Source organism: Streptomyces sp. NPDC111520 (genome assembly GCF_055635295.1).
This window is the reverse complement of record NZ_JBVKBW010000011.1, coordinates 62867-83494: the sequence shown is the minus strand read 5'-3', so window position 1 is coordinate 83494 and position 20628 is coordinate 62867. Positions and strand designations below refer to the sequence as shown.

General features: G+C 73.7%; 21 protein-coding genes and 1 pseudogene. 10 read left to right on the top strand and 12 right to left on the bottom strand.

The annotated features are described in order from the left end of the window. Window positions 1–159: 159 nt before the first annotated feature. On the bottom strand, window positions 160–552 hold the full coding sequence (locus ACZ7MY_RS25845; RefSeq protein WP_499605200.1) for an SRPBCC family protein: 393 nt from the start codon (window positions 550–552) through the stop codon (window positions 160–162). Between the two features lie 197 nt (window positions 553–749). Between ACZ7MY_RS25845 and ACZ7MY_RS25840 the strand changes: the two genes are divergently transcribed. Then, window positions 750–1730, top strand: a complete 981-nt coding sequence (locus tag ACZ7MY_RS25840; RefSeq protein ID WP_499605198.1) for a D-cysteine desulfhydrase family protein — start codon at window positions 750–752, stop codon at window positions 1728–1730. Window positions 1731–1743: 13 nt separating this feature from the next. Here ACZ7MY_RS25840 and ACZ7MY_RS25835 read toward each other — a convergent pair whose 3' ends face one another. Together ACZ7MY_RS25835 and ACZ7MY_RS25830 are read right to left on the bottom strand one after the other, a co-directional pair. Next, window positions 1744–2505, bottom strand: a complete 762-nt coding sequence (locus tag ACZ7MY_RS25835; protein WP_499605196.1) for an alpha/beta hydrolase — start codon at window positions 2503–2505, stop codon at window positions 1744–1746. Then, the gene (locus tag ACZ7MY_RS25830) at window positions 2502–3689 is read right to left on the bottom strand and encodes an MFS transporter (protein WP_499605194.1); all 1188 of its coding nucleotides are present in this window, start codon (window positions 3687–3689) and stop codon (window positions 2502–2504) included. The genes ACZ7MY_RS25835 and ACZ7MY_RS25830 overlap by 4 nt, the downstream gene beginning before the upstream one ends. A gap of 72 nt (window positions 3690–3761) precedes the next feature. Between ACZ7MY_RS25830 and ACZ7MY_RS25825 the strand changes: the two genes are divergently transcribed. Beyond that, on the top strand, window positions 3762–4520 hold the full coding sequence (locus tag ACZ7MY_RS25825; RefSeq protein ID WP_499605192.1) for a DeoR/GlpR family DNA-binding transcription regulator: 759 nt from the start codon (window positions 3762–3764) through the stop codon (window positions 4518–4520). A gap of 4 nt (window positions 4521–4524) precedes the next feature. Then, the gene (locus ACZ7MY_RS25820) at window positions 4525–5124 is read left to right on the top strand and encodes an HAD family hydrolase (protein WP_499605190.1); all 600 of its coding nucleotides are present in this window, start codon (window positions 4525–4527) and stop codon (window positions 5122–5124) included. A gap of 33 nt (window positions 5125–5157) precedes the next feature. Here ACZ7MY_RS25820 and ACZ7MY_RS25815 read toward each other — a convergent pair whose 3' ends face one another. From ACZ7MY_RS25815 to ACZ7MY_RS25805, 3 genes are all read right to left on the bottom strand, one after another. After that, on the bottom strand, window positions 5158–5595 hold the full coding sequence (locus tag ACZ7MY_RS25815) for a Fur family transcriptional regulator (RefSeq protein ID WP_499605188.1): 438 nt from the start codon (window positions 5593–5595) through the stop codon (window positions 5158–5160). A 78-nt stretch (window positions 5596–5673) separates the two neighbouring features. Then, entirely contained in the window at window positions 5674–5883 is a 210-nt protein-coding gene (locus ACZ7MY_RS25810; RefSeq protein ID WP_499605186.1) for a DUF2180 family protein, read from the bottom strand. Between the two features lie 145 nt (window positions 5884–6028). Then, window positions 6029–6655: a TetR/AcrR family transcriptional regulator gene (locus tag ACZ7MY_RS25805; RefSeq protein WP_499605184.1), complete on the bottom strand. Its 627-nt coding sequence runs from the start codon at window positions 6653–6655 to the stop codon at window positions 6029–6031. A gap of 170 nt (window positions 6656–6825) precedes the next feature. Here ACZ7MY_RS25805 and ACZ7MY_RS25800 point away from each other — a divergent pair, with 170 nt between their 5' ends. After that, entirely contained in the window at window positions 6826–7848 is a 1023-nt protein-coding gene (locus ACZ7MY_RS25800) for an aldo/keto reductase (RefSeq protein WP_499605182.1), read from the top strand. A 75-nt stretch (window positions 7849–7923) separates the two neighbouring features. Here ACZ7MY_RS25800 and ACZ7MY_RS25795 read toward each other — a convergent pair whose 3' ends face one another. Continuing rightward, a complete protein-coding gene (locus ACZ7MY_RS25795; protein WP_499605180.1) occupies window positions 7924–8412 on the bottom strand; it encodes a carboxymuconolactone decarboxylase family protein in 489 nt (162 codons plus the stop codon). Window positions 8413–8537: 125 nt separating this feature from the next. Here ACZ7MY_RS25795 and ACZ7MY_RS25790 point away from each other — a divergent pair, with 125 nt between their 5' ends. Continuing rightward, window positions 8538–9464: a pirin family protein gene (locus ACZ7MY_RS25790; RefSeq protein WP_499605178.1), complete on the top strand. Its 927-nt coding sequence runs from the start codon at window positions 8538–8540 to the stop codon at window positions 9462–9464. A 57-nt stretch (window positions 9465–9521) separates the two neighbouring features. Here the strand turns inward: ACZ7MY_RS25790 and ACZ7MY_RS25785 are convergent, their stop codons facing one another. Continuing rightward, window positions 9522–10373 (bottom strand): formate/nitrite transporter family protein, encoded by an 852-nt coding sequence (locus ACZ7MY_RS25785; protein ID WP_499605176.1) that lies wholly within the window; start codon window positions 10371–10373, stop codon window positions 9522–9524. A gap of 521 nt (window positions 10374–10894) precedes the next feature. On the opposite strand from ACZ7MY_RS25785, the gene ACZ7MY_RS25780 reads away from it, so the two are divergent. Next, on the top strand, window positions 10895–11737 hold the full coding sequence (locus ACZ7MY_RS25780) for an IclR family transcriptional regulator domain-containing protein (protein ID WP_499605174.1): 843 nt from the start codon (window positions 10895–10897) through the stop codon (window positions 11735–11737). Window positions 11738–11782: 45 nt separating this feature from the next. On the opposite strand, the gene ACZ7MY_RS25775 is transcribed toward ACZ7MY_RS25780, so the two are convergent. Genes ACZ7MY_RS25775 through ACZ7MY_RS25765 form a run of 3 tightly spaced genes read right to left on the bottom strand, consistent with a single transcriptional unit; the run spans window position 11783 to window position 14671 of the window. Next, window positions 11783–12640, bottom strand: coding sequence for a dioxygenase family protein (locus ACZ7MY_RS25775; RefSeq protein WP_499605172.1), 858 nt, complete (start codon window positions 12638–12640; stop codon window positions 11783–11785). A 2-nt stretch (window positions 12641–12642) separates the two neighbouring features. Next, on the bottom strand, window positions 12643–13488 hold the full coding sequence (locus ACZ7MY_RS25770) for a citryl-CoA lyase (RefSeq protein ID WP_499605170.1): 846 nt from the start codon (window positions 13486–13488) through the stop codon (window positions 12643–12645). Further along, a complete protein-coding gene (locus tag ACZ7MY_RS25765; protein WP_499605168.1) occupies window positions 13481–14671 on the bottom strand; it encodes a CaiB/BaiF CoA transferase family protein in 1191 nt (396 codons plus the stop codon). Before ACZ7MY_RS25765 ends, ACZ7MY_RS25770 begins: the two co-directional genes overlap by 8 nt. A 314-nt stretch (window positions 14672–14985) precedes the next feature. On the opposite strand from ACZ7MY_RS25765, the gene ACZ7MY_RS25760 reads away from it, so the two are divergent. The 4 genes from ACZ7MY_RS25760 to ACZ7MY_RS25745 all read left to right on the top strand — a co-directional run bounded on the left by ACZ7MY_RS25760 (window position 14986) and on the right by ACZ7MY_RS25745 (window position 19955). Next, entirely contained in the window at window positions 14986–16377 is a 1392-nt protein-coding gene (locus ACZ7MY_RS25760; RefSeq protein ID WP_499605166.1) for an amidohydrolase family protein, read from the top strand. Window positions 16378–16423: 46 nt separating this feature from the next. After that, a complete protein-coding gene (locus ACZ7MY_RS25755) occupies window positions 16424–16951 on the top strand; it encodes a DoxX family protein (RefSeq protein ID WP_499605164.1) in 528 nt (175 codons plus the stop codon). A gap of 107 nt (window positions 16952–17058) precedes the next feature. Beyond that, window positions 17059–18276, top strand: coding sequence for a phospholipase D-like domain-containing protein (locus ACZ7MY_RS25750; RefSeq protein ID WP_499605162.1), 1218 nt, complete (start codon window positions 17059–17061; stop codon window positions 18274–18276). A 218-nt stretch (window positions 18277–18494) separates the two neighbouring features. Further along, complete coding sequence (locus ACZ7MY_RS25745; RefSeq protein ID WP_499605160.1) at window positions 18495–19955, top strand: amidase family protein; 1461 nt, start codon at window positions 18495–18497, stop codon at window positions 19953–19955. A 103-nt stretch (window positions 19956–20058) separates the two neighbouring features. Here the strand turns inward: ACZ7MY_RS25745 and ACZ7MY_RS25740 are convergent. Further along, a pseudogene (locus tag ACZ7MY_RS25740) lies at window positions 20059–20515 on the bottom strand (ATP-binding cassette domain-containing protein); the annotation flags it as partial. Window positions 20516–20628: the final 113 nt, after the last annotated feature.

The following is a 20628-nucleotide window of genomic DNA, read 5'->3' as shown; positions in this document are numbered from 1 at the left end:
CATACATTTGACTCAGTCCAAACTGGGTTCTACGTTGGGTCGAAGCGGAGGCAGGGCTTCCGGGCCCGCAGGGACGTGCGCGCACCCGGGCGCCGGCCCCTCGCTACGGCGGGACGGCCCGCGCCGACAGTTGGCCCCGGCGCGGGCCGCCCCGCCGACTCACTCGGTGGCCATGCGCGACAGACGGTGCAGGCTGTCGTCCAGCGCCCGGTCGACGACGTCCTCCGGGGGCGCGATGCCCTCGTCCGCGAACGACAGGTGGATGGTCACCTCACTGCTGCGTTCGCCGGTGCGGTCCACCTGCAGCCACCCCGCGTAACGGTCGTCCTCGCTGGTGCCCCACTCCAGCCGTTTGTGCGCGCGGTCGGCCCGGAAGAGCGCGGCGGCGTCGCGGCCGGTGTCGTCGTCGTGGACGGTGACGGCGGGCGGTTCCGCGGCGCGTACGTGCAGTTCGCCGGGCAGCCAGGACTCGATGCGGCCGAGGTCCTCCGCCCGGTCGAAGACGCGGTCCGCGGGGGCCGTCATGTTCATGGAGCGCTCAAACTCACTCACGGCGATCCTCCTCAGGGGGAGACGTCGAGTGGGGAGACTTCGAGTGTCCCTCCGGCCCGTGGCCGCAGCCACCGCGCGCCGTCCGTCCTCCCGGAGCGGCGGGCCGGACGGCGGCGCCCACCACGCAGCGCCCACAATGGAGTCCACCGGTGCCCGGAGCGCCGGCAACCACCGCACAGAACCTTGGAGCGCAGCCGATGCCCGGCAAGATCACGCTGTCCGCCTGGCCCACCCCCGTCGAGCCCGCGCCGAGGCTGGCCGCCGCCCTCGGCCTGGACGCGGACGACCTGTGGATCAAGCGCGACGACCTCATGGGCCTCGGCGGTGGCGGCAACAAGGTCCGCAAGCTCGAGTGGACCGTCGGCGAGGCGCTCGACGCGGGCGCGGACACCCTGGTGACGGTCGGTGCGGCGCAGAGCAACCACGCCCGCCTCACGGCCGCGGCCGGCGCCCGTCTCGGCCTCGACGTCGTGCTCGTCTTCCCCGGCGAGGAACCCGCGACCGGGTCCGGCACCGGCAACCTCGTCCTCGACGGGCTCTTCGGCGCCAGGGTCGTCTGGGCCGGGGAGGCCGAACCGGCCGGCCTCGCGGACGCGGCCGAGGAGGTCTGCGGGCACCTGCGCCGTGAGGGCGCGCTGCCCCACCTCATCCCCTTCGGTGGTTCCAGCGCCACCGGCGCCCGCGGCTACGTGGAGGGCGGCGAGGAGCTCCGCGCCCAACTGCCCGACGTCGACCATGTGGTGGTGGCCCTCGGCTCCGGCGGCACCATGGCCGGTCTGGTGGCCGCGCTGGGGGAGGAGAGGGTGCTCGGCGTCCACTGCGGCGCCGTGACCGGACCCGCCGCGATCGTCGCGGACCTCGCCGGTGCGGTCGCCCGGCGCGCCGTCGACCCGGAGGCGCTGCGCATCCGCACCGACCAGGTCGGCGCGGGCTACGCGACGCTCCACGCACCGGTCCTGGACGCGATGCGGACGGCGGCGGCCACCGAGGGCGTCGTCCTGGACCCCACCTACACCGGGCGCGCCATGGCGGGCCTGGCCGCCGCCGTGCGCGACGGGGACATCCGCCGCGGACAGCGCACGGTCTTCCTGCACACCGGGGGCCTGCCCGGGCTGTTCGGGCACGCCGAGGCCGTCCGTCGCTCGGTGGGCGCGCTGCGCCGGTACGAACGGAGCTGACGGGAACGGGAGTTCACGCCCCGTCGTGCAGGACGGCGTCGACGAACCGGCCGCGCGGCCCGGGGTTGCCGGTGAACCACAGGGCGAGCCGGTGATCGGCGTCCGGGTAGGTGAGCCGGGTGAAGCGCGCGCGGGAGCCCCCGAGCGCGGCCGCGACGGCCTCGGTGACGGCCGGCGGGATCACCTCGTCGGCGGCCGGTGTCGCCAGCACCGCGCGGCCGGACAGGGAGCGGAAGACGTCGAGGGCGGACGAGGTGCGCCAGCTCTCCGGCGTACGGATGATCTCGGTGAAGCCCGCCCCGAACGGCACGCTCCACGCCTCGGCCGCGTACACGGCCGGTGCGCACAGGCCCACGGACGCCACCCGGGCGCCGTAGTGCCGGACCAGGTCGGCGACGGTCTGCCCGCTCATGCTGAAGCCGATGACGGCCAGCCGGTGCCGGGGCGGGACGTGCCCGTCGACGACCGCCCGGGCCTGGAGGAAGCGCTGTCGCAGGCTGGACCGCGCGAGCAGGCCGGTGCTGTCGCCGTGTCCGGAGAAGTCGAGGGACAGCGCCTGGCGACCCCGGTCGGCGATGTCGCCGAGCAGTCCCGCCAGCCGCTGGCGGTCGCTGGTGCCGGCGCCGTGCAGGACGACGGCCGTCAGCGGTTCCCCGGGGCCCGCGTGCGCCGTGCCCGGGCGGACGGAGGAGCAACTCAGGGACTCGCCGTCGCAGTTCACGGTGAAGGACCCGGTCACCACGGTGTCCGAGACGGTGCGGTCGGTGCCGGTCATGCGGTCGGGACCTCCTGCCGTGCCGGGGCGGTGCGCGCGGGCGGGCGCAGGATGCCGGCCGCCGCGGCCGCGACGGCACAGCATGCCACGGGCAGCAGGAAGGTGACGTTGAGCGGCATGAGATGGGTCAGCGGCCCGATGACCGCGGGGCCCGCGAGCATGCCCAGGTAGCCGAGCCCCGCGACCCGGGAGACGTTGGCGCCCGCGGCCGCCGGATCGGCGTGGCCCGCCGCGCTGAACAACTGGGGCACGCAGCCCGACAGTCCGGCGCCGAAGACGGCCCAGCCGGCCACCGCCAGGGGCACCCAGGGCGACAGGGCCGCCGCCAGAAGCCCAGCCGCGGCCACCACGGCGCCGACCCGCAGGACGGCCGGCGGGCCGACGCGTGCCGCCAGGCGGTCCACGACGAAGCGGCCGGCCGTCATGGCGGTGGAGAAGGCCCCGTAGGCGAGCGCCGCGGTGGCGGCCGGCGCGTCCAGCACCGTGCTCAGGTGCAGGGTGCTCCAGTCGTTCGCGACGCCCTCGCACATCATGATCATCAGCGCGAGCACGGCGAGCGCCCAGATGCGCCGCGGCGTGCCCCGGCGTTCGGGCCGGCCGGTGTCCGCCGCCTCCTGGACACGGGCGGCGGGCCGCAGCAGGGCGGGTGCCGCCGCGGCCGCGACGACGACGCCCAGCGCGCCCACGACGCCCAGCGTTCCGGCCGGGCTCCAGCCCAGGCTCAGCGTGCGCGCGCCCACCAGCGCGGCCAGGACGCCGCCGATGGAGAAGGTGGCGTGGAAGGCCGACATGACGGGGCGTCCGTAGGCGTGCTCGACCTGGACGGCGTGCGCGTTCATGCTCACGTCCAGACTGCCGTTGCCGATGCCCAGCAGCAGCAGACCCGCCCCCAGGGTCCAGGCGTCTCCCGCGAGACCCGGCAGGACGAGGGTGGCGCTGCACAGCGCCGCGCTGACCGGTACGACCGCACGGGCGCCGAGGCGGTCGGTGAGCGGGCCGACGATCTGCATGCCCGCGAAGGCCCCCGCGCCGAGCAGCAGCAGGAGCCAGCCGAGCGTGGCGTGGCCGATCCCGGTGCGGTGCTCGATCTCGGGGATGTGCACGATCCACATCCCCAGCAGGAAGCCGTTGAGCACGAAATAGGCGAAGGTGGCCATCCGCGCGGCCCGAGGTGTTCTGTTCACGCAGCGAACATAGCGAACATATTTTGGTTTCGAAACCTTGCCTTTCGAACGTCGAAGCTGTTCAATGCGGTCATGGCTGGTACCGACCGACTCAGGCAGATCACCGAGGCCGTGCAGGAGGCGGGGCGCCTCGGCGTCGCCGAACTGGCCGCCCTCACCGGCGCCTCGGAGATGACCGTCCGCCGCGACCTGGAGGTCCTGGCCGCCCAGGGCGTCCTGGAGCGCTACCGCGGCGGTGCGCGGAGCCTGTTGCTGCGCGGCGAGGAGCCGCCTTTCGGGCTCAGGTCCCAGGAGGGGCAGGAGGCCAAGCGGCGCATCGCCGCCGAGGTCGCCGGGCTGATCGCCGACGGCGAGGCCGTCGTCCTGGACAGCGGTACGACCTGCCTGGAGGTGGCCCGGGCCCTCGAACCGCGCCGGTTGACGGTGATGCCGCTGTCCCTGCACTCCGTCAACGCCCTGACCGGCGCCCCGCACCTGACGCTGCTCGTCCCCGGCGGACGGCCACGCCCTGGCGAACTGGCCCTCACCGGCCCCCTGACCGAGGCCTCACTGGCCGCGCTGCGCTTCGACACCGCGGTGATCGGCTGCTGCGGGCTCAACGCCGCCAACGGCCTCACCGCCTACGACCTGGACGACGCCGCCGTGAAGCGCGCCGCGATCGCCTCGGCCCGCCGTGTCATCGCCGTGACGGAGGGCGACAAGCTCTCCCGCACCGCCCTCGCCTTCGTCGCCCCCGCCGGCGCGCTGCACGCCGTCGTCACGGACGACTCGGCCCCGCGGGACGCGGTCGGCGCGCTGTCCGCGGCGGGCGTCACGGTACGGCAGGTGTGACCGCGTGGCCGGCGCCGTGCTCTTCGACCTCTTCGGTGTCATCGCGCGTCCCCAGTCCGCGGAGGGCAGGGAACGGCTGGTCCGTACGGCGGGGGTGCCCGCGGCCGGCTTCTGGGACGCCTACTGGGGACTCCGCCCTCCCTACGACCGCGGGGAGTTGACCGGGCCCGCATACTGGGACGGGGTGGCGGCGGCCCTGGGCACCCGCTTCGACGCCCGGCGCACCGCGGCGCTCGTCGCCGCCGACGTCGACAGCTGGAGCGCGGTCGACCCCTCGATGGTCGCCCTCGTCGGGGAACTCGCCGCCCAAGGGCGTCGCATCGGGCTGCTCTCCAACATCCCCGAGGAACTCGCCGTCCACTACGAGACCCGCCACACCTGGCTGCGGCACTTCCGGGTGCGCGCCCTGTCCTGCCGCACCGGCCGCGCCAAACCCGACCCGGACGCCTACCACGGGTGCCGGGACGCCGTGGGCGGGGACCCCGCGCGCATCCTCTTCGTGGACGACCGCCCGGAGAACGTCCGCGCGGCGGAGGCGGCCGGCATGCGCGGCCACCTCTTCACCACCCCGGGCCGGCTCAGGGAGCGCCTGGCAGTGATGTGACGTCGCGTCAGGCAGCTGTGCCGATTGGGTCGTTCACGCCTCCGCGGTCGACTTCCGGCAGTCGGCGCACAGGCCCCACCAGGTGATCTCGGCCTCGTCGACGGTGAAGCCCTTGTCGTCCACGGGCTCCAGGCAGGGGGCCGCGCCGACCGTGCAGTCGACGTCCTCGACGCGGCCGCAGCCGCGGCACACCAGGTGGTGGTGGTTGTCACCGACTCGCAGTTCGTAGCGTGCGGCGGAGCCGGCGGGCTCGATGCACCGGACGAGTTGTGCCCGGGTCAGGTCGTCGAGCACGTTGTAGAGGCCCTGCTTGGACAGTCCACCCGCGCCCGGGGAGCCGACGTTGATCCGCGCCTCGAGTTCGGAGGCGGTGGAGTGGGGATGGCCCCGGAGGGCGCCGAGGATGGCGCGCCGCTGTGCCGTGCTGCGCAGCCCCTTGCTCTTGAGCAGGTCGCCCACTGACTGCTCCATGGCGGCGTCACGCTCCTTCGGCGGCTGCGCAAGAGATTTGACGAAGTCAATTCTAGTCGGGGTGCCGTACGGGCGCGCTCAGTCGGCGGTCTCGGCCGTGTGGCAGGTGGCGCAGACGACCCGGCGCGCGGGCAGCCGGCTGGTCGCCCGGCCGAGGCCCCTTGGCTGGTGGACGGGGAGGCGGACGACGCGGGAGTGGTCCGCGCAGGTGACCAGGCCGCAGCGGGTGCAGACGCCGATGCCCTCGCTGTCGTGGCGCGCCTCCTGGACGCAGTCGTAGCACTTCACGGGAGTTCGCTCCGGGTGGGTGGGGGAGGGGCGCGGCTCTCGTCGCCCCGCCCCTCGAACGTAAGGCCGAGAATTGACTGAGTCAAATCTCGGCCGACGTACGTTCCGGCGTGGGACCGGATGCGATCCGCCCCGCGGGCAGGGTTCAGGCCGGCGGGCGGCGGAAGGTGCCGTACCACTCCGACTCGGCGAGGTCCCGGGCGACCGCCTCGTCCCGGGCCGGGTCGCCCATCGCCACCTGGCGCGCGATGACCTGCTCACCGCCCCAGGCCAGCACCTGTGCGGCGGCCTCCGCGTCGACCCCCCGGTGGAGGCGGCCGGCCTCCTGCTCCTCCTCGATCAGCGTCGCGATGTGCCGGGTGAACCGGCCGAGCTCGCGCACCATCGCCTCGCGCATCTCGGCGTCGTAGCTCGCCACCTCCGCGATGGCGGCGAGCAGGGGGCCGCGCTCTCGGTAGTAGGCCAGCTGCTCCGCGTAGATCGACGCCAGGCCGTCGGGGCCGCCGTCCGGTCCGGTCGGCCGCCAGCCGCCGCCGATCCGGAACAGCCCTTCCTTCATGTGCGCGGTGAGCCGGATCAGCAGGTCGGTCTTGTCGCGGAAGCACAGGTAGAAGGTCGACCGCGCCACGCCCGCCTCCGCGGCGATGCGCTGGACGCCGAGCTCGGTGAAGGTGGCGCCCGCCTGGAGGAGCCGCTCGGTGGCGGCGAGTACCGCCGCCTCCGATTCCGCGCGGCGTCCGGTCTGGCGGGTCGGGCGGGTGATCGATGCCATGCGTGTTGCTCCTTGGTCGGCCGGACGTGCGTGGTCTCCGCCGCAGGTCACGGTAGTGCCTCGGACATGGTGTCCGACATCATGTCGTGCATACTGTCCGATGTGCCCCCGACGGTGCACCGCTGTCCGGACCGTGCGGCAGTGACACGCAAAGGCAAGGCGACGACGACATGCGCTACACGCGACTTGGCAACACCGGCCTCCTGGTGTCCCGGCTCGGCCTGGGCACCATGTCCTTCGGCGGGGGCGACCACGAGTTCTGGAAGAGGCTCGGCGGCCTCGGGGACACCGAGTCCGGCAAGATGCTCGACGCCGCGATCGACGCCGGCGTGAACCTGATCGACACCGCGAACATCTACTCCGACGGGGAGTCGGAGGAGGTGCTCGGGCGGATCCTCGGCGGCCGGCGCGACGACGTCGTCCTCGCCACGAAGGTCTTCGCGAGGATGGGCGCCGGCCCCAACGACATGGGCCTGTCCCGCGTCCACGTCATGCGCGAGCTGGAGGCCAGCCTGCGGCGGCTGGGCACCGACCGGATCGACCTCTACCAGATCCACAGCTTCGACCAGCTGACGCCGCTCGAGGAGACCCTCCGCACGCTCGACGACGCGGTGCGGCAGGGCAAAGTGCGCTACATCGGCGCCTCGAACCTCGCGGCCTGGCAGCTGATGAAGGCGCTGGGCATCTCGGCCGTGCACGACCTCGAGCGCTTCGTCTCCCTGCAGGCCTACTACTCCCTCGTCGGCCGGGACATCGAGCGCGAGGTCCTTCCCGCCGTCCGTGACCAGGACCTCGGGCTGCTGGTCTACAGCCCCCTCGCGGGCGGCTTCCTGAGCGGCAAGTTCCGCCGCGGCACCGAGCGCGACCTGTCGACGCGCTGGGGCCAGGCCTCGAACCCGCCGGTCGACGAGACGCGCGGCTACGACGTCGTCGACCGCCTCGACGAGATCGCCGGACGGCACGGCGCGACGGACGCCCAGGTGGCCCTCGCCTGGGTGATGCAGCAGCCCGGGGTCAGCAGCGTGCTGGTCGGCGCGAGCCGCATGGATCAGCTGCAGGCCAACCTCGCCGCGGCCGAGCTGACGCTCACCGAGGACGACCTCGCCGCCCTCGACGAGGTCAGCCGGCTCGCCCCGGAGTACGTCGAGCGCGTGCAGTCCGGCCCGGGCGCGGTGCGCGAGGCGAACGGCTGACCCGCCCGTGCACGCGCGGGGCGCGACCCCGCCGTCATGTACGGCTGGGGCGCGCCCCGCGCGTACGGGACGGCCTCACTGCCTCGGGCCGGGGCGGACCGGGTGCTTGCTCAGGATGGAGACCCGGTTGAAGGAGTTGATGGTGATCGCCACCCAGATGAGGGCGGAGAGCTCGTCGTCGCCGAACACCTCGCGCGCGGCCTGGTAGGCCTGCTCCTGGGCGCCGGCGTCGGTGGGGTCCGTCGTCACCTCGGCCACCGCGAGCGCGGCGCGCTCGCGCGCGGTGAACAGCTCGGTGTCGCGCCAGGCCGGCAGTACGTTCAGCCGCTGCGGGGTCTCGCCGGCGGTGAGGGCGGCCCTGGTGTGCCGGTCGAGGCAGAAGGCGCAGCCGTTCAGCTGCGACACGCGTATGTTCACCAGCTCCACCAGGTCGCGTTCGAGGCCGGCCTCGGCGGCCACGGCCCGTACGGTCTCGGCGGCCGCCACCATCGCCTTGTAGGCGCGCGGGCTCTGCTTGTCGATGAAGATCCGCCTGCTCGGCCGTACCGCCGTGGTGTCGCTCACCAGCACTCCTTCGCCGGGCCGTCTCCGGCCGTCGCGGGATGCGCCGTCGTCCGTCGCGGGCATCGCCGTATCATCGGGACCATGATTGTTGAAGTTCGAAGCAGTCGACGTGTGAGAAGCGCGACATGAGCGAGTCCCGGGCAGCCACCACCGTGGAGATCCTGTCCGCCCGCGACGTCCCGCTCGGCGGACCCCGTGCGATGACCGTGCGGCGCACCCTGCCGCAGCGGGACCGCTCGCTGATCGGCGCCTGGTGCTTCGCCGACCACTACGGTCCGGACGACGTCTCCGACACCGGGGGCATGGACGTCGCGCCGCACCCGCACACCGGGCTCCAGACCGTGAGCTGGCTCTTCAGCGGCGAGATCGAACACCGCGACAGCCTCGGGACGCACGCGTTCGTGCGGCCCGGCGAGCTCAACCTCATGACCGGCGGGCACGGCATCAGCCACTCGGAGGTCTCCACCGAGCGCACCACCGTGCTGCACGGCGTCCAGCTCTGGGTGGTGCTCCCCGAGCGTCACCGCGACACCGCCCCCGCCTTCCAGCACCACGTCCCGGAGCCCGTGGCGCTCGAAGGGGGCGTGGCACGGGTGTTCCTCGGGTCCCTGGCGGGTGACACCTCGCCGGTGCCGACCTTCACCCCGCTGCTCGGCGCCGAACTCGTCCTCGACCCCGGCGCGACCGTCGTGCTCGCGGTCGACCCGGCCCACGAGCACGGGCTGCTCGTCGACAGCGGCGACGTCGAGCTGGCCGGCACTCGCCTGAGCCCGGCCGAGCTCGGCTACCTGGCCCCCGGCCGCGACACCCTGACCCTGACCAACCACTCCGACGCCCCCGCCCTGGCGGTGCTGCTCGGCGGGCCGCCCCTGGGCGAGCGGATCATCATGTGGTGGAACTTCATCGGCCGCACCCAGCAGGACATCGAACAGGCCCGTGCCGACTGGATGACGGGCACCCGGTTCGGTGAGGTCAAGGGCTACGACGGCGACGCGCTGCCCGCCCCCGAACTGCCGCGCGTGCCCCTGAAGCCGCGGGGGAACGCGCACTGACCGGCGCGGTCCGGCGGTGGTCCTCCGGGTACACCGCCGGCCCGCCGTCCGCGTCGCTCAGACCGGGACCGACTCCGGGGCCTCGGCGGGGGCGGGCCCGCCGGCGGGCCTCCCCGGCCTGCCGCGGCCCAGGAACGCGTACGCGGCGCCGACCAGCAGGCCGCCGCCGACGAGGTTACCGAGGCCCACGAACAGCAGGTTGCGCGCGAAGCCCGCGGCCGTCGCGTCCGGCACGTGCTCGAACATCCCCAGCGAGTAGTACGTCATGTTCGCCACCACGTGCTCGAAGCCGGAGCCGACGAACGCCAGCAGGGCCCAGAAGATCAGCGTGATCTTGGCGCCGTCCGACCTGGTCCGCGCGGCCATCCAGACGCCCAGGCAGACCAGGAAATTGCAGAGCACACCGCGGAAGAACAGCGCCGAGCCGGACTCCGCGGCCTTCGTCTCGAGGAGGGAGGTGAGCAGCGTGAGGGCCGGTGCGGCGCGCCCGGGAGCGGCACCGGCGCCGATGACCCCGCTGCCGTGCACCACCAGGGCGAAGAGCACGGAGCCGATGAGGTTGCCCACGAACGAACCCACGATCAGGGCGGCCGCGTTGGCACCGCTGATGCTGCGGACGAGGACGCCCTGGACGCTGGTCATCATGTTGCCGGTGGCGAGTTCGGCGCCGGCGAAGACCACCAGGACGAGCCCCACGGCGAACAGCAGGCCCTGGACGAGCTTCGTGAACGGCGACCCCGCGGCCGCCAGCGGTCCGGTGACCGTGAGCAGCAGCACCGCCGCGATCCCGATGAACGCGCCGGCCAGCAGGGAGCTGACCAGGTAGCGGCCCGGACTGAGGAGGCCGGCGGCCTTGTCGGCGGCGGTCTGCCCCTGCTCGTCGAGGGCCTGGGACACGGGGATCGGCATGGTGTGACCTCTTCACTGATGTACCGGAATGTCCGTCATGCGTTTCCCGATGCTAAATCCGTGCGGGCGCCGCGGAGGAAAAGGAGTTGCACGTCACAAGGGGGAAGAGGGGTTCTCTCGTCGGCGGGCAATCAGCTGCGCAAGTCCGGGTCAAAGGGAATCCAGCCGTCGGTAAAGTGGCGCTGTGTGACCGGTTGATGTGCAGGTGGGGGGCGGTGTGGGGATGTCCTCGGAGGGGATCACCGAAATGCCCGCGGATGCCGCGTAGCCTGATGGGTGGCAGATGAAACTATGTCCCGGTCGGCCCTGGCGCGGGAAAGGACTGCCGGGCCGGTGTGCTTGACGGTTGGCGGGAGGGCGCCCGACGCGGACGATCGTCCGTACAATGGCCGCCGAGAGGATGTCCGTGCGGCCGGGACCGCCGAAGGGGAACGGACGCAGGCGCGACGCCGGCTGCGGACGGTCCGCCCTGCGGTCACCGGTGGACGGGGCATCGCGGACGTGGACCCGGGAGGCATCGGATGGCAGGGCGCGGAAGCGGTCCCGACTTCGTGGAGGCGCTGGCCCGCGGCCTGGACGTGCTCGGCTGCTTCGGCGCCGGGCACCGCCGGCTGACGCTCAGCGAGATCGCCGCCGCCACCGGGCTGGCACGCCCCACCGCGCGCCGTCTGCTGCTGACGCTGGAGGAACTCGGCTACGTCCGCACCGACCAGGGCGCGTTCACCCTCACCCCGCGCGTGCTGCGCCTCGGGATGTCGTACGTGGCCTCGCTCGGCCTGTGGGACGTGGCCCGCCCCCACATGGAGGCGCTGGTCACGCGGACCGGGGAGTCGTCCTCGATGGCGCAGCTGGACGGCTCGGACATCGTCTACGTGGCCAGGGTATCCGTACCGAAGATCATCGCGCTGCGGGTGGACATCGGCACCCGGTTCCCCGCCCCGCAGACCTCCCAGGGCAAGGTGCTGCTGGCCGCCCTGGGCCCGGAGGAGCTGGCGGCCGTCCTGGCCGAGCCCAGCCGCTCCGGGCTGCCGGACCTACCGCGGCGGGCGCCCGGCGAGTTCGCGGCGGAGCTGCGCACGGTCCGGGCCCGCGGCTGGGCGCTGGCCGACGAGGAACTCGCGCCCGGCGTACGGTCGGTCGCCGTGCCGGTGCGGGACGGGGACGGCGTCGTCCGCGCCGCGATGAACGTCACCGTGCACGCCGCCGAGACCGGCGTCGACGTGCTCACCGGCACCTACCTCCCCCTGCTGCTGCGCGCGGCCGGGGAGGTGTCGGCGGACTGGGCACTGTGGCAGAGCCGCCCCCACAGCGAGGTCCGGCGGCCCGCCGCGGCGCCGGCCCCCGGCGGCACCGCCGCCGGCTGAGGCGTACGCCGGGCGGCCGCCGGCCCCGGCGCGCCGCCCGGCCTCTCAGCGGGGCTGCAGGACGAAGTCGAACTCGGCGTGCAGATGCGGCACGTCGAGCGACGTGCCGTCGGGAGCGGTGCCCGCGGGACGCTCGGTGAACCGCACCACCAGCGCCTCCTTCGTCCCGAAGACGACGTCGCTGTCCAGGTAGTCGCTGCCCTCCTGGAACAGATGGGTGATCAGCCTCTCGTAGCCCGGCTCGTCGACGAGGAAGTGCACGTGCGCCGGCCGGAAGTGGCTGATGTCGGTGGTGCCGACCAGGTCGCCGACCGGTCCGTCCATGGGGATGGCGTACCCGCGCGGGGCGATGGTGCGCACGCAGTAGGTGCCGTCCTCCCGCGCCCGGTACTTCGCGCGCAGCCGGGCCTCGTCGACCTCGGGGAGCTGCGCCTCATAGGCGCCGTCCGCGTCCGCCTGCCACACGTCGAGGACGGCGCCGGGGACGGGCTTGCCCTCCAGGTCGGTGACCTTGCCGGTGATGAACAGCGGCGTTCCGGGGACGCCGTCGGACATGTCGAAGCCGTACGGGGCGGCGGGCGACCCGTCGATGTGGAACGGGCCGAGCACGGTGGCCGGGGTCGCCCGCGGCGCGAACCTGTTGTTCAGCTGCACCACGAGGGTGCTCAGCCCGAACACGTCGGAGGCGAGGATCAGTTCCTGGCGCTTGTCGTCGCTGATCCGGCCCGCCGCGGTCAGCCACCGGATCGCGGCCATCCACTCGTCCTCGCCGAGTTCCACCTCGCGGGCGAACGCGTGGAGGTGGCGGACCAGCGCGGACAGCAGCTCCGCCTGGCGCGCGTCGTGCGAGGTCGCCCAGCGCTGGGCCGCCAGTTCGGTGAGGTTCTCCTCGTTGACGAACATGGTCACTCCTTGGTGTTCCCTGCGGATTCGGTGCCGGGCCGGGGCGGGACCGGCCGTGGCGGGACGGGCCGGTTGTTCAGGTCGACGGAGAGGAAGATGTCGTTCGCCACCGGGTCGCGCATCTCCTCGGCGAGCTGGCCGATGAGCCCGGCGGTGCGGGCGAGCAGGGCGAAGCCGCGCAGCAGCGGCAACGGCAGCCCGAGGTCGGCGAGCGCGGCACCGCACACGCCGGCGCCGTTGAGCGGCAGGGTCCGGCCGAGGACCTCGGGGTGGACCCGGCCGATGGCCGCGAACAGCGACAGGTGCGGGCCGAACAGGCCCTCCTCGGCGGCGATGCCCATCAGCCGTGGGGTGCGCGGGTCCCCGTCCTTGTGCACGTGGTGGCCGAGGCCCGGGACGAAGCCGCCGGCCGCCCGCCGCTCGCGGACCAGACGGAGCGCCAGCTCGTCCCAGCCGGCGTCGTCGCGGGGCGGTTCGCCGTGTGCGGCGAGGGCCCCGTGCAGGAACGTCCCGGTGTCCTCGGTGACGCCCAGGAAGCGGGAGCCGCCGCCGAGCAGCCCCGCGGCCAGCGCGCCCTGGACGGAGTCCGGCGCGGACAGGTAGGTGAGCCGGGTGACGATGGCCGTCGGTGTGAAGCCGTGGTCGGCGAGGGCCGCGAGGACGGCCTCGAAGACCCGGGTCTCGCCGCGGCTCGGGCGGCGCTGCGCCGCCAGCCAGAAGGCGAGTTCGCCGAAGCCGACCGTGCCCATGATGTCCCGGGCGAGGTCCTGGCCGAGCAGGGTGATGCTCCCGCGGTCCGAGGCGCCCAGCGCGGTGGGGTAGCCGCCGGGGGAGGCCGGGTCAGTCACGGGTGTCCTCCGGGTCGCGGGCCAGCCAGGCGCGCAGTTCGGCGCCGTGCTCGTCGAGTTCCGGCGGCGGCAGCCGGTACACGGCGGGAGTGGCGGAGAAGGTGACCGGGTGGCGGGTCGTGGGCACCGCGCGCTCGCCCTCGCCCACGGTGACGACCGGGTCGAGCCCGAACCGCTCGGCCAGGGCGAAGCCGCCGTCGATGGTGTTGATCGGCCCGCTCGGCACGCCGGCCTCGACCAGCAGCCCGAACCACTCGTCGGCGCCCCGCTTGACCAGCTGCTCCACGAGCAGCGGCCGCAGTTCCCCGCGGTTCGCGGTGCGGTCGGCGTTGCGCGCGAACCGCGGGTCGTCGGGGACCCCCGGGATGCCGAGGACCTCGCACAGCCTGCGGAACTGGCCGTCGTTGGCGGCGGCCACGATCAGGTCGTTGTCGGCGGTGGGGAGGGGCTCGTAGGGGAACACGCTCGGGTGCGCGTTGCCCATCCGGTACGGGACCTCGTCCCCGGCCACGTAGGCCGAGCTGTGGTTGACCAGCCCGGTGAGCGCCGACGACAGCAGGTTGACCTCGACGTGCTGGCCCTCGCCCGTGGCGTCGCGGTGCCGCAGCGCGGCGAGGATGCCGATGGCGGCGTGGTTGCCCGCCATGACGTCGAAGACGGAGATCCCGGCCCGGTAGGGCGGGCCGTCGGGCTCGCCGGTGAGGCTCATCAGGCCCGAGACGGCCTGCACCATCAGGTCGTAGCCGGGCACGTCGCGCCCGGCGCCCGTGCCGAAGCCGCTGATGGAGGCGTAGACGACAGCCGGGTTCGCGGCGCGCACCGAGGCGTAGTCCAGCCGGTACTTGGCCAGGCCGCCGGGCCGGAAGTTCTCGATGACGACGTCCGCCCGGCGCGCGAGCTCGCGTGCCGCCGCCAGGTCCGCCTCGTCGTGCAGGTCGAGCGCGACGGAGCGCTTCCCGCGGTTGATCCCGAGGTAGTAGGTGGACACCTCGCCGCGCACCGGGGGCGTCCAGCTGCGGGTGTCGTCCCCGCGCGGGCCCTCGACCTTGACGACGTCCGCGCCGAGGTCCGCCAGCAGCATCGTGGCGTAGGGCCCGGCGAGGATCCGGGAGAAATCGGCCACCAGCAGCCCGGACAGCGGGCCCGCCGGGCCCGGTCGCGCAGGCGCGGTGCTCTCTGACATCCGGTGTCACCTTTCGTCTGACCGCAGGACGGACAGCCGTCCGTGCGCCTGATTCTGTTGCCGGAGGCCGGGGGCGTCAAGGGTGATCGCCCCTGCCGTGGCCGTTTCAGGAGCGGCCGTCATGGCGGTGTCTCGTTCTGCGACAGCTTCCGTACGGGCCGGGCGCGCCTGCCTCCCGAACTGCGTCGCGAGGCTAGCGCTCGATTCGACGGCCGAATAGCGTACTCGTGTCCGTCAAGCGGCCAAGGGAGTTCATGATGGATAAGGTCGAGGCATTCACTCCGGGGCGGCCCATTGTTCTGCGCGGTGGGACCGTGCTCCCCGTCAACCGCGGGCGCGAGGTCCTCGCGGACACCGACGTGCTCGTCGTCGACGACCGGATCGCGGCGGTCGGTCCGCGACTGGCCGTGCCCGACGGGACGGCGGAGGTCGACGCCACGGGCGGCATCGTCATGCCGGGCATGATCGACACGCACCGGCACATGTGGCAGACCGCGATGCGGGGTTACGGCGCCGACTGGACGCTCACCCAGTACTTCGTCTGGTACTACCTGGAGCACGGCAGGAAGTTCCGCCCCGAGGACGTCCACGCCGGCAACCGGCTGGCCGCCGTGGAGGCCCTCGACGCGGGCGTCACCACCGTCGTCGACTGGTCGCACGGCCTGCAGACCGTGGACCACGCCGACGCCGCCGTGGACGCCCTGCGTTCGGTGCCCGGCCGCTTCGTCCTGGCCTACGGCAACATCCAGCAGGCGCCCGCGCAATGGACGGCCGCGCCGGAGTTCCGCGACTTCGTCCGCCGCCGCGTCGACGGCGACGACATGCTCGGCTTCCAACTGGCCTTCGACGTCACGGGCGACCCCGCCTTCCCCGAGAAGCCCGCCTTCGAGGTGGCCCGCGAACTGGGCGTCCCCGTCACCACCCACGCCGGGGTGTGGGGCGCCACCGACGACGACGGCATCCGCCTGATGTACGAGAACGGCTTCATGACGCCGGAGACGGTGTACGTCCACGCCTCGACGCTCAGCGCCGACTCCTACCACCGCATCGCGGCCACCGGCGGCTCGGTCTCGGTGTCGACGGAGAGCGAGCAGAGCGCCGGCCAGGGCTACCCGACGACCTGGGCCCTCCGCTCGCACGACATCCCCGTCTCCCTGTCGATGGACACCAGCGTGTGGTGGAGCGGCGACCTGTTCTCCGCCATGCGCACCACCCTCGGCGCCGACCGCGCCCGCGCCCACCTGGAGGCGCACACCAAGGGGGAGACCGTCACCCACTGCGCGCTGCGCGCCGACCAGGTGGTGGAGTGGGCCACCCTCGGCGGGGCCCGGGCCCTCGGCCGCGAGCGCGACCTGGGCAGCCTGGAGGCCGGCAAGAAGGCCGACATCGTCCTGCTGAAGAACGACCACTCGCCGGTCTCCTTCCCGCTGCTCAACCCGTACGGGCAGGTGGCCTTCCAGGCGCAGCGAGGCGACGTGCACACCGTGCTCGTCGACGGACGGGTCGTCAAGCACGAGCACCGCCTGCTGGGGGTCGACCTGGGCGCGGTGCGGCACGAGGTCGAGCGCACCGTCGAGCACCTGCGGTCCGCCATGGGCGAGGAGGAGTGGCGCAAGGGGATGAACCCCGACGTCCCGGAGACGAAGGTGCTCGACAACCCCTACACCTACACCGACTACCGCAGCTCCTCGACCCACGGCCGGTGACACGGGGGACGGGAACGACACGGGCGACACGAAGGAGGACCGAGAGATGAGCCTGGGGCTGCTGCTGCTCCGACTGCTGCTCGCCGCCCTGCTGTTCGGCCACGCCACGCAGAAGCTGCGCGGCTGGTTCGGCGGTGCTGGCCTGACGGGCACCGGAGCCGTCTTCGAGCGCTACGGCATCCTCCCCGGGCCGCGGATGGCGCTGGTCGCCGCGGTGGCCGAGCTGACCGGGGCGGCGTCGGTCGCGGCCGGACTGCTGACCCCGGGCGGCTGCGCGGTCGTCGTCGGCACGATGACGGTGGCCGCCGCCTCGACGGCGCCGAACGGCTTCTGGGCGCTGAAGGGCGGCTGCGAGGTTCCGTTCCTGTACGGCGCGGTCGCCGCGTGCCTCGGCTTCACCGGGCCGGGGGAGTGGTCGCTCGACCACGTCCTCGGACTGGACTGGCGGCCCGCCCCCGCCTGGGGCGCGGCCGCGCTCGCGGCCGGGCTCCTCGCGGCGACGGTGCCGCTCGCCGGCCGGGCCAAGGTGCTGCGCGGCAGGAAGGAGTCCCCCGGGCCCCACGGGAACGTCTAGTCACTTCCGGATAACCGCTCCCCGGCAGGGCATACGGCTGGAGTACGCCACGCGACGCCGCGGCCGGAGGGGCCGCGGCGGCACAGGAACCGGGGGGCACGACGGCCATGGGCGCATCGCTGGAGGAGACCGACCGTACGGACGGGGACCGGCCGGAGCGCTCCGCCGCCGACCGCAAGCAGGAACTCCGCCGCCGCCTGGAACGGCTCATCGGCATCGCCGCGACCGAGGGCAACCGCCTGCAGGCCCTGCGGAACGGGGACGAGATCTTCCCCGCGATGCTGGAGGCCGTCCGAGCGGCCAAGCACACCGTCGACATGACCACCTTCGTCTACTGGCGCGGCCAGATCGCGCGCGACTTCGCGCACGCGCTGGCCGCCAAGGCGGCGGAAGGGGTGCGGGTGCGGCTGCTGCTCGACGGCTTCGGCGGGCGGCTGATCGAGCAGCGACTGCTGGACGACATGGACCGGGCGGGCGTGGACGTCGCCTGGTTCCGCAAGCCCGTGCGGCTCTCGCCGTTCAAGCAGAACCACCGCTGCCACCGCAAGGTCCTGGTGGTCGACGCCGAGGTGGCCTTCACCGGCGGGGTCGGCATCGCGGAGGAGTGGTCCGGCGACGCCCGGCACCCCGGTGAGTGGCGGGACACCCACGTCCGGGTCACCGGCCCCGCCGTGGACGGGCTGGCCGCGGCCTTCGCGCAGAACTGGGCCGAGTGCCGGCGCAACGGGCTCTTCGACGAACGCGACCGCTTCGGCGAGCACGAGCAGAGCGGCGGCGCGATCGTCCAGGTCGTGCGCGGCTCGGCGAGCGTCGGCTGGCAGGACATGCGCACCCTGCTCCGCGTGGTGATCGCCTCGGCCGAGCAGCGCATCCGGCTGGCCACCGCGTACTTCGCCCCCGACCCGTACTTCGTGGGCCTGCTCTGCCACGCGGCGGCGCGCGGGGTGGAGGTCGAGATCCTGCTGCCGGGCCCCTACACCGACAAGCGGGTCTGCCAGCTGGCCGGGCAGCGCTACTACCAGCGGCTCATCGACTGCGGCGTGCGGATCTGGCACTACCTGCCGACCATGATGCACGCCAAGGTCATCACCATGGACGGGGTGGCCACCCTGATCGGCTCGACCAACTTCAACCGCCGCTCCCTCGACCACGACGAGGAGGTGATGCTGGCCGTCCTCGACGAGTCCTTCACCTCCGTCCTCGACGCCCACTTCGACGAGGACCTGCTGCGCAGCGAGCCCGTCGACGGCGACCTCTGGCGGACCCGTCCCGCGCTGGAGCGGGCCCAGGAGGTGGCGACCGCGCCCATCCGCCGCTTCCTGTGAGGATGATGGTCACGCCCCGCGGGACGGCCGTGCGGGGCGTACCGACGGCGTAGGAACCCGGTCGCGTCAGCGCACCGCTCACCCTGGAGGGCGACATCAACCTCAACACCGGTCCCGAACCGGCTGCGGCGGGCGGCACCGACGCCGCAGCCGCGGCGCAGCACGAGGCGTTCCCCGCCGACCTGGAGGTCGCGACGGTCGCCGAGCTGACCGCCTTGATGGCCGCGGGCCGCATCACGAGCGTCTCCCTCACCCGTGCCTACCTGCGGCGCATCGAGGACCTGGACGTCGGCGGACCGGCGCTGAACGCGGTGCGCCGCGTCAACCCCGCCGCGCTGGAGGAGGCCGCGGCGGCCGACGCGCGCAGGGCGGGCGGCGACCCCGGCGGTCCGCTGCTGGGCATACCGGTGCTGGTGAAGGACAACATCGACGTCCTCGGCATGCCGACCACCGCGGGCTCCGTGGTGCTCGCCGGCTCCCACCCCGCCGGCGACGCCCCGCTCGTGACGCGGCTGCGCGAGGCGGGAGCGGTGATCCTCGGCAAGGCCAACCTCACCGAGTTCGCCAACTACCTCACCGTCGGCATGCCCAGCGGCTACAGCTCGCTCGCCGGTCAGGTGCTCAACCCGTACGACCTGAGCGAGACCCCGAGCGGTTCCAGCGCCGGTTCCGGGGTCGCCGCCGCAGCCGGACTGGCCGCCGTCACCATCGGCACCGAGACCGACGGGTCCATCCTCAGCCCGGCGTCGGCCACCTCGGGCGTCGGGGTCAAGCCCACCCTGGGCCTGGTCAGCCGCACCGGCATCGTGCCCATCGCCTCCAGCCAGGACACCGCCGGCCCGATGACCCGGACCGTCGCGGACGCCGCCGCCCTGCTCACCGTCCTCACCGGTACCGATCCCGAGGACCCGGCCACCGCGGGCAACCCCCTGGAAGGCCACGACTTCACCGCCGGCCTGACCTCCGACGCCCTGTACGGCGCGCGCATCGGCGTCGTCGCGGAGCAGACCCCGCAGGACGGCACGGACGAACGGGCCCTGTGGGACGCGGCCCTGGACGCCCTGGCGCGACGCGGCGCGGAACTCGTCGACGTCGGCATCGAGGCGCGCCGCCGCTACGACGTCGCCTCCCCGGTGCTGAGCCACGAGTTCAAGCGCGACCTCAACGCCTACCTGGAGCGGCTGCCCGAGGGCGCGCCGGTGCGCACCCTCGCCGAGGTGATCGCCCGCAACGAGGCCCACGCGGACGTCGCCCTGAAGTTCGGGCAGACGCTCGCGCTCGCCGCACAGGCCAGGGACCTCGCTCCGGACAGCGCGGACACCGCCGAGTACGAGGCCGCCCGCGCCCGCGACCTGGAGGAGAGCAGGGACCGCATCGACGCCCTGATGGCCGAACACGACATCACCGCCCTGCTGTTCGTGAACAGCGGCAGTTCGTCCATCGGCGCCAAGGCCGGCTACCCCTCCGTCACCGTCCCCGCGGGCTACCGTGCGGCCAACCGGCGCCCGTTCAACATCACCTTCCTGGGACGGGCGTGGAGCGAGTCGCTGCTCCTCGGCTACGCCCACGACTACGAGCAGGCGACCCGGCTGCGCAGGCCGCCGTCCGCCGTCAACCCCACCCTTCTGCGCCGCTCCCCGGCCGTGCCCGCGCCGAGGGCGGCGGACGGGGAGCGCTGACGGCGACCTCGCACGGGACCGCCCGCGCGGGCGGTGCGGTCCCGGGGTCCGGGGTCCAGCGGTCCGGGGTCCCGGGGTCAGCCCTCCCCGGCGCCCTCCAGCACAGCAGCAGCGCGGCCAGGCGCAGCAGCACGGTCTCGCCGCCGGACATCCGGCCCACGGTGCGGTCCAGGTCGAGGCCGCCGAGCCCGAGGGAGCCCAGGGCCGCCAGGGCGCGTTCCTCGACGTCCCAGTCGTCGCCGACGGTCTCGAAGTGCTCGTCGGCGACGTCGCCCGCCTCGATGGCCCGCAGGGCGGCGCGCCGCTCCGCGATGCCGAGGGCCTGGTCGACCCGGAGCGCGGTGTCGAGGGTGACGTCCTGGGGCCACGTAGGCGAGGCTGCCGCCGACGGTCACCGACCCCGCGGCGGGGCGCAGCCGGCCGGCCAGCAGCTTCAACAGGGTGGACTTCCCGGTGCCGTTGGCGCCGACGAGCCCGGTGCGGCCGCGGCCGACGGTCAGGGAGAGCCCGTCGACCACGGGTGTGCAGTCCGGCCACCGGAAGGACAGGGGATCGTGCACCGAGGTCGCATGCGCGCGGGGTCAGGGACGGCGGCAGGGCCGGCTGTGGCGTGACCGGCGTACGGCGGCGGGGCCGTGCGCGCGATGATCGCGGACTTCAGATGAGCAACGTC

What these genes read in the sequence shown, in the direction of transcription:
- ACZ7MY_RS25835 (WP_499605196.1), bottom strand. Translation starts at nt 2,505, where the DNA reads ATGACCGGCACCGACCGCACCGTCTCGGACACCGTGGTGACCGGGTCC.
- ACZ7MY_RS25790 (WP_499605178.1), top strand. Translation starts at nt 8,538, where the DNA reads ATGAGCGAGTCCCGGGCAGCCACCACCGTGGAGATCCTGTCCGCCCGC.
- ACZ7MY_RS25750 (WP_499605162.1), top strand. Translation starts at nt 17,059, where the DNA reads ATGGGCGCATCGCTGGAGGAGACCGACCGTACGGACGGGGACCGGCCG.
- ACZ7MY_RS25805 (WP_499605184.1), bottom strand. Translation starts at nt 6,655, where the DNA reads ATGGCATCGATCACCCGCCCGACCCGCCAGACCGGACGCCGCGCGGAA.
- ACZ7MY_RS25825 (WP_499605192.1), top strand. Translation starts at nt 3,762, where the DNA reads ATGGCTGGTACCGACCGACTCAGGCAGATCACCGAGGCCGTGCAGGAG.
- ACZ7MY_RS25765 (WP_499605168.1), bottom strand. Translation starts at nt 14,671, where the DNA reads ATGTCAGAGAGCACCGCGCCTGCGCGACCGGGCCCGGCGGGCCCGCTG.
- ACZ7MY_RS25785 (WP_499605176.1), bottom strand. Translation starts at nt 10,373, where the DNA reads ATGCCGATCCCCGTGTCCCAGGCCCTCGACGAGCAGGGGCAGACCGCC.
- ACZ7MY_RS25775 (WP_499605172.1), bottom strand. Translation starts at nt 12,640, where the DNA reads ATGTTCGTCAACGAGGAGAACCTCACCGAACTGGCGGCCCAGCGCTGG.
- ACZ7MY_RS25780 (WP_499605174.1), top strand. Translation starts at nt 10,895, where the DNA reads ATGGCAGGGCGCGGAAGCGGTCCCGACTTCGTGGAGGCGCTGGCCCGC.
- ACZ7MY_RS25815 (WP_499605188.1), bottom strand. Translation starts at nt 5,595, where the DNA reads ATGGAGCAGTCAGTGGGCGACCTGCTCAAGAGCAAGGGGCTGCGCAGC.
- ACZ7MY_RS25800 (WP_499605182.1), top strand. Translation starts at nt 6,826, where the DNA reads ATGCGCTACACGCGACTTGGCAACACCGGCCTCCTGGTGTCCCGGCTC.
- ACZ7MY_RS25755 (WP_499605164.1), top strand. Translation starts at nt 16,424, where the DNA reads ATGAGCCTGGGGCTGCTGCTGCTCCGACTGCTGCTCGCCGCCCTGCTG.
- ACZ7MY_RS25840 (WP_499605198.1), top strand. Translation starts at nt 750, where the DNA reads ATGCCCGGCAAGATCACGCTGTCCGCCTGGCCCACCCCCGTCGAGCCC.
- ACZ7MY_RS25745 (WP_499605160.1), top strand. Translation starts at nt 18,495, where the DNA reads ATGGCCGCGGGCCGCATCACGAGCGTCTCCCTCACCCGTGCCTACCTG.